We start from the raw sequence: 16,291 nt of genomic DNA, 5'->3' as shown, positions 1-16,291 counted from the left end.
GCAAATACCGCCATCGCCCTAACCGGATATGGTTAGCATACCTTCACCAAGCTGACAGGGCGCGAGTCCGTTAAGGGCTACGGGGATCGGCCGATTAGTCCTGAAGAGCGGCCCGCGCCAGTATCGGCCGGAACTGATCGAACGACATCGTGCGCAGCCCCGCGACTTTGCCCGCATCGTCCCAGCGCCGGATCTGCACCGCATCGCTGTAGTATGGCAGGCGGCGGAAATCGGCGACTTCGTCCGGGCTCATCGGACCGCCTTGCAGGGCAAGGCTATGCTTCGACGCATCCGACAGGCCATCATGATAGGATTGCTCGACCGCGCAGAGATAGCGCTTCGCCGCGACATGCAGCCGCACGGCTTCGACGACGCAGGGCGGGAAATGACCGGCCAGAACCGCAGCGCCGGCGTCCTCATGGTGCCGGTCGAACGTGTCGTCAGGCGAGTAGGTGCCGAACTCGCTGGTGAAGTGGCCGATGTCGTGCAGCAGCGCCGCCGCGACCAGCGTATCCGGCGCGCCCGACGCGTGGGCCAGCGTCGCCGTCTGCAACATATGCTCGGCCATGGTGACCGCCTCGCCCAGATAGGCCTCCGCCCCCCGGCGCGCGAAGATATCGGCGATCCTGGCGACGATGCTGTCTGCCCCCTCCGCAGCGGCGCTCATGCCGTCGCACTCCGTGCCTCGAGCACGGCGATGGCGGAAAGCAGTCCGTCCTTGTCGGCATAGCAGCCCTGAAGATGGCGACTGCCGCTGCTGGTGATCGCGCTGCGGGCATGGAGCACGCGCAGATTGTCCACGACAAAAGCCTCGCCGGGGGGAAGCCTGAACCGCACGGCAAGCGCCGGATCGTCGATCAGTTCGGCCATGCGGCGATAGGCACGGTAATAGCCAGCCATCGCCTCATACGGCACGTCGGTGAAGGGTGCGGCGGAGCGGTTGTTGAAACGCACCGCGAGCAGCTCGCCGTCCGGTCCAAGCTCGATGAGTGGCTTCTTCGCGCAGAGCCGGACATCACGCGTGCCCGCATATTCGAACCGCGCGCTGTGCCCGGCAAGGAGCGCGAAGCCTTCGGGCATCTCCGCCTTAAGGCGGGCGACGACTTCGAACCCGTCGACCACGATCGATTCCCCGCCCTCCACCTCATTGCGCAGGCAAGCGAGGATCTGCAGCCCCGGCGCGGGATCGCGATAGGGATTGTCGGTGTGCGCCTGCAGCCCGAGGTTGGTATCGGCAAGGTTATTCGGATCGACTTTGGCGCGGACGTCGAACACCCGCCCGTAATTGGTCTCGCGGACATGGCCGAACAGCGCGGCGATCTCTGCCGGAATACCGTCGGTGGTCGGCAGGCCGGAGAGCCGGGCGAAACCATACCGTCTGATCGTCCGCAGCCAGTCAAGCCGCGCCGCCGGATTGGCGCACACCTCGCCATAATCAGCCGCCAATACCGTGCCCGAGAGCCCGGCGTCCCAGCGTGTGATGCCATCATCGGTCCAGCCGGCGCCGCGCGTCTCCTGCCGGTCGTAGCTGTGCGCTGCAAGCCAATCGGCTTCGAAAGCCACCGTCTTGCCCTCGGGCTCGAAGCGCACTTCCAGACGCCCGTCCGACCACTCTGCGGCGGCGATCCTGGTGTCCTCCGGAATATCGAGCAGCGTGATCAGGCGCTGCCCGTTGCCGGGACTGCGCGTCGCCGGGTCCTGCGCATTGTCACGCAGCCAGATCGCGTGGAAGCGCCGCGGCGTTCCGTCAAGTTCGACCAGCAGCGCGGCACCGTTGTCGATCAACGTGAGGGGTGATGCGGTCATCGCGGTGTTCAATGGGCAATCCTTGTCACGCACTTGCATCGGGAACCACGGCCCCGGACAGGCTCGGCCGCGTCACGGCCGCTTCGGCGCCGGTCCCAGCCTGCGCAGATCGGCGATAGAAATAAAGCGCGGCCAGGACCGTCGCGGCTGTTCCGACAATGCTCGTGACATAGGCTCCGCGTATGAAGAAGGGCAGCCAGTCGAGCGAGGACTGCCCGAAATTGCGCCACAGCAGCAGCACCACGCTGCCCAGATAGCCGACCGAGTCTGCCACATAGATGAGGAAACCCGCATTCGCGATGCGCCCGCTTGCCGCGACCAGCCGGTCGAACAGGACGGCGTTGATCGGATTGTAGGCGATATAGAGCCCCGATCCGGTCAGGATCATCCAGACCAGCGGCGAAATGAGGTGCATCTGGTAGGCCAGCGTCGACAGCCCGAGCAGCGCAAAACCCGCCGCAACCATCCCGTGAATGACCATGAGCGCGCGGCGATTGTCGCGCACGATGATGACGGCGGCCATGCAGACCAGCGCGATCACGGCCACCGGTATCTCGCTTTCCGAGAAGACGGCCGAGTTGCCGCCATAGCCGAGCGCACTCCAGAGCTCGGCCGCGAAGTTGTCCCGGAAATCGCGAAAAGCGGTCAGCATGACATAGGCGAAAACGATCGCGATCAGCCCCGGCGCATAAGCACGCAGGAAGCTCCTCCGCTCGGCACTCGCCATCGGTGCGCGCCTGACCCGCTCGGCCTCGTCGCGCGCGTTCGGCGGCGGCAGCTGGTTCAGGATCAAGACCGAGATCAGCAACAGAGGCATGAACAGCACACCGGTGGTTGCCGGCATCCAAAAGCGGTCCACGTGCCAGTCACCCATCAGCCAGGTGCCCACCGATTTCACCACCCCCGACGAGACGATGAAGCTCGCGCACATCATCGACGCGAGGAGTTCGGAGACCCGCCGCCCTTCCATGAAGCCGTAGACCAGCCCCCAGATCATCCCCAGCGGCACGCCGTTCAGGAACAGCATCGCCACGTTCCACGGCGCCGGGATCAGCGCGAAGCCGACAAGCGCCAGCCACGAAACCGCTATCAACCCGAGGATCGCCGCCGCCCGATAGCGTGGGTGGATTTCAGAGATCACCTTGATGCCGATGAACTTCGAAAGCGCATAGCCAGCCACTTGCGCGACGATCAGCGCGATCTTGTAGTTCAACGCGAGGTGCCAGCCGGGCACGTCGTCGAACGTCGCCGCGGTGAACGGCTTGCGAAAGGCGTACATCGCGAAATAAGCGGAAAAACCGGCCATGCCGGCGACCGCCGCGAAGAGTGCCGGGTGGGCTTTCGCCAAGGCTGACCGAATGCGGCTGTCCACGATGAGCTTATCCTACTTGTGTGCGTCATCCGTGTCACGTTTGCTGGCGCAGGATGGTGACGGGCCGGTGCACAGCGTGTAAGGGCGCGCGCATGGGGCGTTGGCGCGCATACATTCACGATCACTTTCGGCTGGCCATGCTGCTGGTCGTGCTGGCGCTCGTGATCAAGGCCGTCGTGCCTGCTGGCTACATGGTGGGGAGCCAGGGCCAGTCCCTCACGATCCTCGTCTGCGGCGACGCCAGCGGTGAGCGCATGGCGAAGCAGATCACGATCCCCGGAAAGTCTGAAGGCCACGCGAAAGCCGCCGAATCCTGCCCTTACGCGTCGCTGTCCTTCGCTTCGCTTGATGCGCAGCTCCCGGTATTCGTCGCGCTCGCGATCGCATTCCTGCTCCTGCTCGGATTTGCGCCGGTGCGCATTCCCGTGCTGGCAGGCTTCACCCACGCCCGCCCACCATTGCGCGGACCACCCGCGCTGATCTGACAGACTGAACGGCCTCACCGCGCGTGAGGCTTCCTGACAGATCACCCGCATGCGCGCTCGCGCGTGCCGGGCAAGTGGACACAGCTCGTGAAATCATCCTTGTTTGCGCTCGGCCTCGCGCTGAGCTTTGCCGCGCCCGCATGGGCGCAAGACTCTGTCGCGCCCGATGCGGAAGTGGCGGAAAACTCCATCCTCGTGGTCGGCCAGCGCGAGGCGCCGATCGAGATCGCCCCGCGCGGGCTCGCGGTCAGCCTTGGCGCGGAGCAGTTCAAGGCCGTCAATGCCTTCAACACCGAAGACCTGATGAAGTACGCGCCCGACTTCTTCGTACGCAAACGCTACTCTGGCGACAGCAACGGTGTACCGGGCTTTCGCGGCACGCATTCGACCCAGAGCGCACGCACGCTGGTCATGGTCGATGGCTTCGTTGTCTCGAACTTCCTCGGCAACAGCTTCGGTTTCGCGCCCAAGTGGGGCGTGGTCGGCCCCGGTGAAGTCAGGCAGTTCGATATTGTCTACGGACCCTACTCCTCGCGCTACATCGGCAACTCGATGGGCGGGATCGTCAACATCACCACCCGCGATCCCGACCGGACCGAGGCCTTCGCGACGCTGCAGGGCTTCGTCCAGCCCTATCGCCAGTTCGGCACGCGCGATGATTTCCGTGGCTTCTCGGCCGAAGCGGGTGTCGGCCTGAAGCAGAAGGACGGACCGTGGTCACTGCGCCTGACCGGCCGCTTTTTCCGCAATACCGGCCAGCCGATGACTTTCCTCGGCCTGAACCCGGTGGCCGGCGGCGGCGGCACGGTCGTCACCGGCGCCATCGTCGATCCCGAACATGTCCGCGCCGCCGCGGCGGGAACCGGCATTCCCGGCGCGCCGGGCACGGCAACCAATCCCTATTTCGCCGCGCAGTCCCCTGCCCGCATCACGCAGGAGCAGGCCAAGCTCAAGATCGGCTATGACAACGGCAGCGTAACCGGCCAGTTCCTCTTCGCCTACTGGCATAACGAGGACAGCCAGACCGCGCCCGATTGCTACTTGCGCGATGCAGGCGGCAACGCCGTATGCGAAGGGCGCGTGCGCATCGGCGCGCAAAGCTACACCGCCTCCGGCGCCAACTGGTCGCGGACGGTGCGCGACGAGTACCTCGCGGGGCTCAAGCTCGCGGCCGAGATAGCGGGCAACACCACCGCGCGGCTCGCCGTTTCGACCTATCAGATCCCCCGCACCGATACCTTCACCTCGAACGGATATCTGGCGGGCAAGTCCAATGGCGCCGGCACCCTCGCCGCGCAGGGGCCGACCGGCTGGTGGACCGGGGATCTTGCGCTCGAGAACAAGACAGCGCGCCGGGCCTTTGCGCTGGGACTCTCCGCCAATGCCTATCGCACTGATCAGACCCGCAGCAATCTGGCCGACTGGACGAGCGCAACGGGCAAGACCTTTGCCAGCCGCACGTTCGGCAAGACCCGGCAGCTCTCGGCCTGGGGCGAAGCGCAGGTGTTCCTCGCTGCGCTGACGGTCACCGTCGGCGCGCGCTATGACAACTGGCGTGCCTATGATGGCGGGCTGGCGCGGCTCGGCACGGGGGCGCTGGCGGGCCAGGCGGTAGCCAACGCCTATGCGCCGCGCAGCAATGACTCTGTCAACGGCAGCCTTTCGTTCGAATATGCCGTGGGCGCACACACCAGCCTTCAGCTCAGCCTTGCGATGGCGACGCGCTATCCCACCGTCGGCGAATTGTTCCAGGGCAGCCTCAACGGCGATGGCAGTTTCAATCCCAACAGCTTCGATCCGGGGCTGAAGCCCGAGCGGAGCAAGGATGCCAACCTCGTCGTCGCGCATGATTTCGGCTGGATGAAGCTGACAGGCTCCGCCTTCTTCCAGCGGGTGGACGACACGATCTTCTCGTTCGTGGGCTTCAACCAGAACGGGATCACGACCTCGACGTTCAAGAACATCGATCTCACCCGCCAGTTCGGCTTCGAGGGGATCGCCGAGACGCGAAACTGGCCGGTGGAGGGCATGAACATCGATCTCAACGCGGCGTACATCGACAGCAAGACACTGCGCAATCCGTCCGCCCCTGCTGCAGAGGGCGTACAGTTCCCCCGCATTCCCAAGTGGCGGATCAACGCGAACCTTCGCTACGACCTGACCCCGAAGCTGCAGGGATCGCTTGGACTGCGCTATGCCAGCCGGCCCAACACCGATCTGTTCGGCCTACAGCGCGGCGATACCTTCGGCTTCACCTCCGAACTCTTCGCACTCGATCTGCGGCTCAACTGGCAGCTCGCCGAAAAGCTCCGGCTGTCCGCCGGAGTCGACAACCTCACCAACGATCGCGCCTGGGTGTTCCACCCCTATCCCCAGCGCACGTTCCTCATCGAAGCGGGCTGGAGGCTCTGACCATGGACCGCCCATCTCTCTACCGCACCATCTGGCGCTGGCATTTCTATGCCGGGCTGTTCGTCATGCCGATGGTCGTGATCCTTGCCCTCACCGGCGCGGCCTATCTGTTCAAGCCGCAAATTGATGCCTGGGAGGAACGCGCCTGGCGCGGCCTCCCGGCGGCCACCACGGTTTCGGCCGATCAGCAGGTCAGGGCCGCACTTGCCGCCTTCCCCGGCAGCCGTTTCCATTCCTACCGCCTGCCGCGGGCGGAACGCGATGCGGCCCTCGTCCACATCACCCTGCCGGGCCATGCCATGCGCGATGTGTTCGTCGCGCCGGATGGCCATGTCGTCGGCTCGCTCGATCCGGAATGGCGGATCATGCAGGTGGTGCATGACATCCACGGGCAGCTGCTGATCGGCAAGCGGGGCAGCTGGATCGTCGAACTCGCCGCGAGTTGGGCCATCGTGATGATCCTCAGCGGGCTTTACCTCTGGTGGCCCGCCGGGCGGGGCCTCGCCGGGGTCGTATGGCCGCGGCTGGGCGGCGGACGCAAGGTGGTGTGGCGGGATCTTCACGCCGTCACCGGCTTCTGGGTCTCAGGGCTCGCGATGGTGCTGCTGGTCACCGGCCTGCCCTGGGCCGATGTCTGGGGCAGTGCGTTCAAGGCCGTGCGCACCGAGTTCGGGTGGGTCAAGGGCCGGCAGGACTGGACCATCGGCGGCGCCGCTGCGGCTGCGGACGAGCACGCCGAGCACGATCACGGCGCGATGGCGGCGATGACCGGCGCCATGGCAGGCGCGATGCCGCACGGCATGCATCGCATGCCCGATGGCACCCTGATGGCGGGGCCGGCCATGTCCGGCGTCTCGCTGAGCGAAATCGTGGCCGAAGCAAAAAGCCGGCACCTGCCCTTCCCGGTCATCGTCACGCCTCCCGGCGGCGCCCAGCCGTTCGGCGGCAAGCGGAGCAGCGCATGGTCGGTCCGCTCCGATACGCAGAACCGGCCCTTGCGCGTGTCTCTGACCTTCGACCCGCTGACCGGCCGCGAAACTTCCCGCGAGGCCTTTGCCGACAAGCACGTCATCGACCGCGTGGTCGGCTATGGCGTGGCCTGGCATGAAGGCCAGCTCTTCGGCCTCCTCAACCAGTTGATAGGCGTGGCGACCGCGCTGATGCTCGTCACGATGTCGGTGACGGGCTTTGTCCTCTGGCGGCGGCGCAAGCCGGCAGACCGACTGGGCGCACCGCCCCTTGCCAGCGTGCCGCCGCGCATGGGCGGTGTAGTCGTGATCATCCTTGTCCTTGCGGCGCTCCTGCCCCTGCTGGCGATCTCCATGGTGCTGATGCTGGCGGCCGAGTTCGCCCTGCTGCGCCGCCTGCCTGCGGCGGCATACTGGCTCGGCCTGCAAGGTTCAGGCAGAAAGGCCACCTAACGCGCAACGACATCGGGCGTCGTCGACCTGCCGGTCAGAGCAATGACCGGCAGATCGATCGGCACGCCCGCCAGGACTGCACGTGGAGCGAGCTGACAGGCTGCTTGATTTTTGGCCGCAGCTGCGCGATGCAGCGCGCACAAAATAGCGGGAATAGAACCCGCCAGGCAAACGAGCGCTGCGGCGCGGCGGGGCCGTAGAATGGGAAAGGGATCCTATGTCTGCGGCGTACCAGTTATCATCCTGTATCGAATGGCAATTCACCGAAGCGGGCGAGCTCGACGCGCGGCTTCGCGCGGCCAAGGCAGCCGGGTTCGCACTTGCCGAATTTCATCTCTGGCGCGACAAGCCCGTGGCCGGGCTGGCCGAGGCGCTGGACGAGACAGGGATGCGCCTGACCGGTGTATGCGTCGATCCGCGCCGGTCCATCGTCGACCCCGCCGAGCGCGCAGACATGGTCAATGCCGTGCGGGAAACGATCGCGGCGACGGCGTGCCTCGGCAAGCCGGACCTGATCGTCGCCTCGGGTTTCCGCATCGAGGGGATGAGCGAGGAGGAGCACTTCGCCAATGCCGTGAGCGCGCTGCGCGCGGCGGCCGATCTCGCCGAGGAAGCCGGTGTCACGTTGCTGCTCGAACCGCTCAACACGCGGTTGTTCGCGGCGATGTACCTCGTCAGCACCAAGCTCGGCCTCGATCTGATCGAGGCGGTGGGCAGCCCGAACCTGCGCCTGCTCTACGATGTGTGGCACAGCGCCTGCATGGGCGAAGACATCGCCGATGTGCTGGCCGGGCGCATGCATCTTGTCGCCCACGTACAGGTCGCCGACATGGACGACCGCCACGAGCCGGGCACGGGCAGCATCGATTGGGCGAAGACCGTGGAGACCCTGCGGGACCTTGGCTATCAGGGTGCCATCGGGCTGGAGTACTTCCCGACCCTGCCGATGGACCAGTCCCTCGCGCTAACCCGGGAAACGCTCGGCCACTGAGCCGCACCTGCGAAAAGCCGAGAACAGCGTCTGCCACCTTGCCGGCAGCGCGGCAGACCCACGAACGGACCTTCGTCATGAACGCCGAAACGATCGCGATCAGCCTCGATCTGATCAACCGCCTTCATCAGGAACCGAACCGCGACCTCGCCCACCTGAACGTCACCGGTCTTTCGCCAGCGGAATTCCTCACCGCCCACATCGCCCGCATCGGCTGCGTCCATCTCACCGAAACCAGCTTTGTCGACACGCAGGACATCTGGAAGACGTCCAATCCCGAGTGTTCCGAAACGCGCGCGACGCAGGTCTTCCGCGATCCGGGCATGGGTCCGCACCGGCGGGTTCCCATCGATCCTCCTGTCGTCTCGGCGCATTGACCGCCAAGCTCCCATGTGGGAGCAAGGTACATGAACTTTCTTCCCGCTGATCAGAGAGAACTGTTTCTGCCGCTTATCGACGGCATCCACGACAACCCGCCGTGGGGTGCCTTCTTGCGCAATCTGGTTGCACGGACTTACGCACGCCGAGCATTTCTCGTCATTGTGCTCGCCAATGCGCCTGCAGATCAGGCCCCGACCGTACTTCAGGTGACGGCACCCCGTGCCGCCAGCGAACCGCCACTCGACATGACGCGCCTCGACAGTCTGCAACTACATCCACACAGCCGCATGCGTCCTGAGCGCGTCTACAGCCTTGACGAAATGCTCGACTATGATCGGCCCGAGCAACTGGCCAACCAGCGCGCGGCGCTCGAGGAAATGGGCATTCGCTACGGCAGATGGATCCGCATCACTGCTCCCGGAGCGGCCGATGCATGGCTCGTTCTGGCGCGCGAGCGCGAGGATTTCAGCGCATCGGCGGTCTCGACCATGAGCATGATCGCGCCGCATCTCGCCGCAGCGCTGCGCACCTTCTGCGCATTGGTTGCTCAGCGTCTGCAGACCGCACTGGCTGAAGATGCTCTTGCGCGCATCGGGGTGGGACAGATCGCCTTCGATGCCGCCGGCCATGTCATGGCGGCAGATCGCGAAGCCGAACGGCTGCTGACATTTTCCGCAGGCGCCGGCGGGACTACCGGTCGAAAGCTGCAGTTGCTGCCGGAAACCGGCCGCCAGCTCGAAGCACAATGTGCAGCTCTTTGCACCGCACAGAAGGGAACGACTGCCGCACTTCTTCTCGACGAACGCCGCGATCTCTGGGTCCTGCTGCGCAAGGCCGATCTCGCGCTCGACGGGCCGCATGCCGCCCCCGCCGTGATCGGCACCCTCCGCCTCGACCGCTACGAGAACCCGGCCTCAGCCATCCGGACGATCGCCGCGGTCCACGGGCTGTCGGCGCGGGAGGCGGCGCTTGCCCACGCGATCACACTGGGCGAACCGATCGCGGAAGCGGGCAGGCGGCTGGGACTCACGACGGAAACGGCCCGGAACTACTCGAAGCGGATCTATGCCAAGACTGGCACCAGCGGGCAGGCAGAGCTGGTACGAAAGCTGCTCAACGGGCTTGCACCGTTCTGCTGACCCGGACGGTGAGCTGCCTCGGCACCTTGGCCAACGCGATTTCCCGTCGGAAGTGCAGCGCGACCGGCTGGCTGTTCTTGTCGGCGTCGGCGTCGGCGGCTTCGGGCGTGCTGAACCATTCGGGCGCACAGGCCGCTTCCACCGCCACGAGCCCGACGAGACCCGCAGCAAGCGCGAAGGAAAGTCGCGCGAAAATTGACCGGGAGTGCAGCAACGCTCCCTCAAAAAGCGAAAAGCGATCAACGCTTCCAGGGCGTTTCTGGCACGCGCATCACTGCTAGCCAGAAAGGCATGCTTTTCCGGGCTGCGGTTGCCGCCCTTATCGCGAAGCGCACCGGTCAAGGTTGCGAAAGGCGGACGCGGGCTCCTTGGGCGTGCGCGCGTGTGCTTTCCATGCTCCCGGGCTATGCCGCATCCTCTCCTGCCGGGGCAGGCCAGCCCCTGGCGATGTCTCCGCCGAAACCGGACAGAGCGCATGCCAGGAGCTGAAACTGCGCGGGACGGAAGCGGGGCCGGCGTCAGAACGCCTTGTTGATGCCGAAGAAGATCCCGCGCCGCGCGCCATATTGCGGCGCGCCGACCCCGACGCCGGAGCCATCGCGCAGCAGGTACGTCTTGTCGAACAGGTTGACCACGTCGATCCGCATCGTCAGCCCCTTGAACGGACCTTCGCGATCAATCTTCTGGGAAATCCCCAGGTTTGCGGTGAAGTAGGACGGAAGCTTGCCCCCATTGGGCACTATCCCGGCTGGATCATCCGCACGCAGGCCATCGCCATAGAGGAAGGTCATCGAGGGAATGAGCCGGCCCAGCCCGTCCTGGATGGTGGCAGAAGCCCCGCCCGAGGCCGTCCAGCGCTGCGAATGGTCGGTGAAGATGTAATTGCTGGAAATGTAGGCCAGCTCGTCCGGCGCGAAGAAGTACTGGCTGGAGATGACATTCCGCCCCTTCTCCTGACCGCGCGCAACGTTGGCGAACAGGTCGAACGGGCCGTGGACGTAGCTGGCACTCAGTTCCACGCCCCAGGCAAAGCCATCGGCGTAATTGAACGGCGAGAGCACCAGCGAAGGCCCGAACTGGCCCTCATCGAGCAGGTTGCGCTTCTTCTTGTAATAGGCATCGAGCCCCAGCTTGAAGCCCGGCGCCACGATCTGTTCGATGCCGCCGTCGATGTAGTGCTCGCGCTCGGCGCGGACGGGGTCTGCTGTCGTGATCTCGGTCTGCTTGGTCGTGCCGACGAACAGGGCAAGCGTGGGCGAGGCAATCAGCTCCTGCGGCGGCGGCGTGAAATTGCGCGCATAGCCCAAGTGGAAGGTCGTGCCGCTGGCAGGCCGCCAGACGAGGTTGACGCGCGGGCTGAGCTGCTGTTCGCGGGTGTAGGCCCGCACCGCATCGAAACGCGCACCGTAATTGAGCGTGAGCTCAGGGGTGAGCGACCATTCATCCTGCAGGTAGATGCCGTAGAGCTGGCCATTGCGACTGCTGCTGTCAGCGATTGTCAGCGGTGCATCGGAGGTCTGGTTGCCGCTGCCATCGACCGGGAAGACTTGCGACACCACGTTGGAGCGGGTCCGCTCGTTCTGGAAGAACAGGCCGAAGCGCAGCGTGTGCTGGTCGGATAGCTTGTAACTGCCATCCGCCTGCAGGCCTGCCGTGAGGCTCGAAAGGCGCGTCGTGTCGGCCACGCCCGTCAGGATCAGATCGCCCCCCTGCGGATCGGGCAGATAGCGGGTCTGCGAATAACGGACAAACGGCGCAATCTCGAAATTGAGATCACCGGCGCCATACTGATAGGCCAGCACCCCGTAGTGCGTGATCTCGCGCTGGTTCTGATTGAGCTGCGACGAATCGAACGCGTTTTGTCCATTGAGCGTGAACTGGCCCGGCTGGCCCGGATTGTTGGGGATCTGGAAATAGCCGATCGATGTGCCGCCGAACGCGGTGATCCGGCTCGTGTCCGATAGAACGTCCGACACATAGCCGAAACCGCGATACTGCTGGGTACGATCATGGATCGCATTGCGCGCGCTAGTCGTGTTCTCGACGCCCAGATCGTTCTGCAGGAAGCTTCCCGAGGCGAAATAGCTGAGGTTGCCCGATGTCCCGTCGATCGAGGCGCTGGGCTGGATCGTGCCATGGCTGCCGCCATAGACGCCGATCTCGCCGCCGTTGTCGAAGCGGCCTGCGGCCGTCTTGATATTGACCACGCCCGAGGTGCGATAGCCATACTGCGCGGGAAGCGTGCCCGTCACCAGATCGATCGAATCCGCGATGCGCGGATCGAACGTCGCCCCGAAACCGGAAATGCTTTCCGGCACGATCACTCCGTTCAGTCGGTACTGCAGATTGGCATGCTCGTTGCGGACGTGGATGGAGCCATAGCTGTCGAGCGTGACGCCGGGTGCCTGCAGCAGCACCTGGGCCAGGCTGCGGTTCGGGCCACCGGGCTGCGTATCGAGCATGGCGCGATTGATCTGGTAGTCGCTCGCGCCGAGCGAGGGGCGGATGGCATCGCGCGCATCGTCGAGCCGTTTGGCAGTGACGACGATCTCGTTGGCGGGTTGGTCCGCTCCATCGGGTGCGGGTGCGGCCTGGGCAAAGGCACAAGCGGGGAGAAGCGCCGCGATGGCGGCGCCGAGCAGGAGGACATGACGCATGGGAATACTTTCGGAATTCTCTTGGACGGAGAGGACCGGCCTGCCCGCGCTGGCGTGGAGCCACGCCTGCGGGCCGAAACCGGCCATCAATGGATCACGAGAGAAATCCGGGAGGAGGCGCGCGGCTGCGAGGCAGCAGATAGCGCCGCTTCCAGACGAACGGAAGCGCAGGTGGCAGGAATGCCCGGTAGACCACGGCCAGCACGATGGGCAGGCTCTGGACCGGGGGCGTAAGGTAGGCGCCGAGATGGCTGAGGCCGAGGCATATCGGGCAATCGCTGCTCGGGTCAGCCGGGCCATGATGATCGCTTTCCGCAGGCGCGGGATGCGCCGGGGCGGTTGCGACAGGGTTCGTATCGAAGTGGTGGTGGGTCTGCGCCAGAAAGCTCTGGCCCAGCAGCGCAAGGACAAGTGCCAGCACCAGCCAGGCAGCGCCCGGCCGGGCCGTTCCGCCATGCCCCGGCGCTGATCGGCGGTGGATCAAGCCGCAGGCTCCGGCATGGCTTCGCCCGGTTCAGGCTTGCGGCGGCTCTCGAGCCAGACGAGCGACAGCGGCAGGAGCACCAGCATGAACAGCGTCGCCGTGACGATCCCGCCCACGATCACGCAGGCGAACGGACGCTGGGTTTCCGAACCGATCCCGGTCGAAAGCGCAGCGGGCAGAAGCCCGAGGCCAGCCATCAGCGCGGTCATCAGAATGGGGCGGAGCCGGTCGACAGCGCCCTCGATCACGGCAGTGTGGAAGGCATCACCCGACTGGAGCCGGTGCGTGATATGTTCGAGCATCACCACGCCGTTCTGCACCGAGATACCCGCCACGGCGATGAACCCGACAGCGGCGGAGACCGACATGTGCAATCCGGCAACGCCGAGCGCCGCAACGCCGCCGATGCTGGTAAAGGGCACCATGGCAAGAATGAGTGCGGCCGAGCGCACCGACCGGAAGGCGCCAAACAAGAGGACGAACACGCCGAGCAAGGCGATCGGCACGATCAATTCGAGCCGCTTCATCGCCCGCTGCTGATTCTCGAACTGGCCGCCCCAGGTCATCTGGTAGCCGGCAGGCAGCTTGACCTGTTCGGCAACGGTCCTCTGTGCTTCGGCCACGAAGCCGCCCTGATCGCGGCCATCGACGTTGGCCTTCACCGCAACGTTGCGGCTGCCGTTCTCGCGGCTGATGCGCGAAGCGCCGACAAGCAGTTCGATGCGGGCGATCTGGCCTAGCGAGATCGTGCCACCTGCCGGGAGCGGCACCTGCAGCTGGGCAAGGTCATCGACCGCATTGCGCTGGTCCCCGGCAAGGCGGACGACGATATCGAAGTTTCGGTCCTTCTCGTAGGCAGTGCCGACAACCGCGCCGCCGAAGGCCGTCGCGACCACGTTGTTGGCATCGTCGGAGTTGATGCCGTAGCGGGCCATTGCGCCGCGATCGAGAATGGCGCGCACTTCGGTCTGCCCGCCGATCTTGACTTCATCGACGTCGGAGGCCCCGGGAACCTTGCTCACGACATCGGAGGTCTTCTCGCCAAGCTCCTCGAGCACGTTGAGATCATCGCCCGTGATCTTGATCGAGATTTCGCCTTTGACGCCAGACAGGCTCTCCTCGACGTTGTCTTCGATGTACTGGCTGAAATTGGTCGGCACGCCGGGCATTGCCGCGAACTTGCGGCGCATGTCGTCTTCCAGCGCCGCCTTCGTCGGGAACTGGGGGCGCCACTCGCCGCGCGGCTTGAGCTCGATCAGCATCTGGAGGCTCGACGGGCCCTTCGGGTCGGTGCCGTCGTCAGGGCGGCCGGTCTCGGTGCCGACGTGGGCGACTTCAGGATAGGACAACATGATGGCGCGGGCCTGCGCCTCGACTTTGCGGGTCGTCTCGATCGCCGCCGAGGGCGTGAGCTGGATCGTCAGCCAGATATTGCCTTCGTCGAGCTTGGGCAGGAATTCGGTGCCGAGGCGCGGGATGAGGAGGACGGTCAGCAGCAGGAGCGCGCCCGATCCGAGGAAGATCGCCTTGGTCCGCACAAGCGCCCAATCGAGAACGCGCCGATAGAAATCGCGCATCCGGTCAATCCAGGCCAGATGGCGCTCGGCCATGTCATAGCGCTCGACGAGGAAGCTGAGCACGGTCGGCAGGAAGGTCAGCGTGAGGATGAGCGCCGAGGCCAGCGCGAACGACAGGGTGAGCGCGACCGGCCGGAACATCTTGCCCTCGACTCGCTGGAACGCGAAGATCGGGACAAAGGCCATGATGATGATGGCCTTCGAAAACAGGATCGGCCGGGCCAGATCGACCACGACCTTGCGCAGCACTTCCTTGCGCTGCGCAATGTCAGGCTCCTGTCCCTTGGTTCGTGCCGCCTCCATCGCGAGCGCGACCATCAGTGCTTCGATCAGGACGACTGCGGAATCGATGATGATGCCGAAGTCGACCGCCCCCATCGAGATGAGATTGGCCGGCACGTTGGCAAGGCTGAGGCCAGTGAACGCTGCCAGCAAGGCGAGCGGAATGATCGCCGCGACCACCATGGCCGCGCGCCAGTTGCGCAGGAAGACCAGCAGAATCACCGTCACGAGCGTTGCGCCGACGAGGAGGTTCTCGCTCACGGTCTCGACCGTGCGGTCAAGCAGCTTGGTGCGCTGGTAGGTCGGACGGATCTGGATCGGCTGCCTGCCGGACCGCTGGGCGTCGAGCCGGAACTGCGCGTTCAGCTCGTCGACCGCCTGCCGCACATCCGCGACGACAAGCGCGGCGTTCTGCCCCTTCACGACCGTGACGATGCCCTCGCTCACGTCGTTCTGCCGGTCGTAGGAAACGATGCCGGCCCGCTCGGGACTGCCGATCTTCACCTCGCCCACGTCGCGGATCAGCACCGGTATGCCGTTGACCTGCTTGACGACCGCCTGGCCCACATCGTCGATCGAGTTGAACAGCCCGACGCCGCGGACGACCACATCCTCGTCACCCTTGCGGATGAACCCGCCGCCGACATTGGAATTGGCGTTGCCCACCGCATTCTGGACATCGGCAATCGTGACGCCGAAACGCTTGAGCTGGTCGGGCCGGACAAGAACCTGATACTGCTTGATGCTGCCGCCGAAGCTCGAAACGTCGGCCACGCCCGAAACCATGCGGATGCGCGGGCGGATCACGAAGTCCTGGATCGCGCGCGCTTCGTAGAGCGGCATGTCCGCAGGCTTGTCGAGGATATAGCGGTAGACTTCACCGACCGCCGTGGAAAGCGGGGCAAGGCTCGGCGTCACGCCATTGGGCAGATCGGCATCGCGCAGCTTTTCGAGCACCTGCGAGCGGGCGAAGTAGTCATCCGTCCCGTCGCGGAAGATCAGCGTGACCACCGACAGGCCGGTGATCGAGACCGAACGCATGTCGGTGACGCCGGGGGTGCCCGCCAGCGCGCGCTCGATAGGCAGCGAAATCGCGCGCTCGATCTCTTCGGGCGCCTGACCGGGTTGCTGGCTGATCACGACGACCTGCACGTCCTGCACATCGGGGAAGGCCTCGATCGGCAAGGTCGAGACAGCCCGGACCCCGATGAAGACGAGAGCAGCCACCATGAGAAGCACGAAAATGCGCTTCTCGATGACAAAGGTCGCCAGTTTCTCCAGCAT

The 16,291-nt window shown here is 65.2% G+C and carries 13 protein-coding genes; 6 read left to right on the top strand and 7 right to left on the bottom strand.

Going from position 1 to position 16,291, the window contains the following annotated elements; genetic code table 11:
- Positions 1-94: 94 nt before the first annotated feature.
- The 3 genes from NDB2M1_RS14580 to NDB2M1_RS14570 are packed head-to-tail and all read right to left on the bottom strand — an operon-like array spanning position 95 to position 3,178.
- Positions 95-667 (bottom strand): HD domain-containing protein, encoded by a 573-nt coding sequence (locus NDB2M1_RS14580; protein WP_072383410.1) that lies wholly within the window; start codon positions 665-667, stop codon positions 95-97.
- Positions 664-1,806, bottom strand: a complete 1,143-nt coding sequence (locus NDB2M1_RS14575; protein WP_072383458.1) for a 2-trimethylaminoethylphosphonate dioxygenase — start codon at positions 1,804-1,806, stop codon at positions 664-666. Before NDB2M1_RS14575 ends, NDB2M1_RS14580 begins: the two co-directional genes overlap by 4 nt.
- 25 nt (positions 1,807-1,831) lie before the next feature.
- Complete coding sequence (locus NDB2M1_RS14570) at positions 1,832-3,178, bottom strand: DUF5690 family protein (RefSeq protein WP_216234020.1); 1,347 nt, start codon at positions 3,176-3,178, stop codon at positions 1,832-1,834.
- A gap of 137 nt (positions 3,179-3,315) precedes the next feature.
- Between NDB2M1_RS14570 and NDB2M1_RS14565 the strand changes: the two genes are divergently transcribed.
- From NDB2M1_RS14565 to NDB2M1_RS14540, 6 genes are all read left to right on the top strand, one after another.
- Positions 3,316-3,663 (top strand): DUF2946 family protein, encoded by a 348-nt coding sequence (locus NDB2M1_RS14565; RefSeq protein WP_083554872.1) that lies wholly within the window; start codon positions 3,316-3,318, stop codon positions 3,661-3,663.
- Positions 3,664-3,750: 87 nt separating this feature from the next.
- Positions 3,751-6,075 (top strand): TonB-dependent receptor, encoded by a 2,325-nt coding sequence (locus tag NDB2M1_RS14560; protein ID WP_072383456.1) that lies wholly within the window; start codon positions 3,751-3,753, stop codon positions 6,073-6,075.
- A 2-nt stretch (positions 6,076-6,077) separates the two neighbouring features.
- Positions 6,078-7,496, top strand: a complete 1,419-nt coding sequence (locus NDB2M1_RS14555; protein WP_072383402.1) for a PepSY-associated TM helix domain-containing protein — start codon at positions 6,078-6,080, stop codon at positions 7,494-7,496.
- A 217-nt stretch (positions 7,497-7,713) separates the two neighbouring features.
- Positions 7,714-8,487: a TIM barrel protein gene (locus NDB2M1_RS14550; protein WP_072383399.1), complete on the top strand. Its 774-nt coding sequence runs from the start codon at positions 7,714-7,716 to the stop codon at positions 8,485-8,487.
- 77 nt (positions 8,488-8,564) lie between these two features.
- Positions 8,565-8,864 (top strand): hypothetical protein, encoded by a 300-nt coding sequence (locus tag NDB2M1_RS14545; protein ID WP_072383397.1) that lies wholly within the window; start codon positions 8,565-8,567, stop codon positions 8,862-8,864.
- A 30-nt stretch (positions 8,865-8,894) separates the two neighbouring features.
- On the top strand, positions 8,895-10,007 hold the full coding sequence (locus tag NDB2M1_RS14540; RefSeq protein WP_072383395.1) for a helix-turn-helix transcriptional regulator: 1,113 nt from the start codon (positions 8,895-8,897) through the stop codon (positions 10,005-10,007).
- On the opposite strand, the gene NDB2M1_RS22675 is transcribed toward NDB2M1_RS14540, so the two are convergent.
- The 4 genes from NDB2M1_RS22675 to NDB2M1_RS14520 form a co-directional block, all read right to left on the bottom strand.
- Entirely contained in the window at positions 9,982-10,155 is a 174-nt protein-coding gene (locus NDB2M1_RS22675; protein WP_171955407.1) for a hypothetical protein, read from the bottom strand. The genes NDB2M1_RS14540 and NDB2M1_RS22675 overlap by 26 nt on opposite strands.
- A 370-nt stretch (positions 10,156-10,525) precedes the next feature.
- Complete coding sequence (locus tag NDB2M1_RS14530; RefSeq protein WP_072383454.1) at positions 10,526-12,664, bottom strand: TonB-dependent receptor; 2,139 nt, start codon at positions 12,662-12,664, stop codon at positions 10,526-10,528.
- 94 nt (positions 12,665-12,758) lie between these two features.
- Positions 12,759-13,148 (bottom strand): DUF2946 family protein, encoded by a 390-nt coding sequence (locus NDB2M1_RS14525; RefSeq protein WP_072383391.1) that lies wholly within the window; start codon positions 13,146-13,148, stop codon positions 12,759-12,761.
- Positions 13,145-16,291 carry an efflux RND transporter permease subunit gene (locus tag NDB2M1_RS14520; protein WP_072383389.1) on the bottom strand — a complete coding sequence of 1,049 codons (3,147 nt, stop codon included), beginning with the start codon at positions 16,289-16,291 and terminating at the stop codon, positions 13,145-13,147. Before NDB2M1_RS14520 ends, NDB2M1_RS14525 begins: the two co-directional genes overlap by 4 nt.

The sequence above is a fragment of the Novosphingobium sp. NDB2Meth1 genome (genome assembly GCF_900117425.1).
Taxonomy (GTDB): domain Bacteria; phylum Pseudomonadota; class Alphaproteobacteria; order Sphingomonadales; family Sphingomonadaceae; genus Novosphingobium.
The sequence above is the reverse complement of the archived record's forward strand: the minus strand, read 5'-3'. Positions and strand labels throughout refer to the sequence as shown.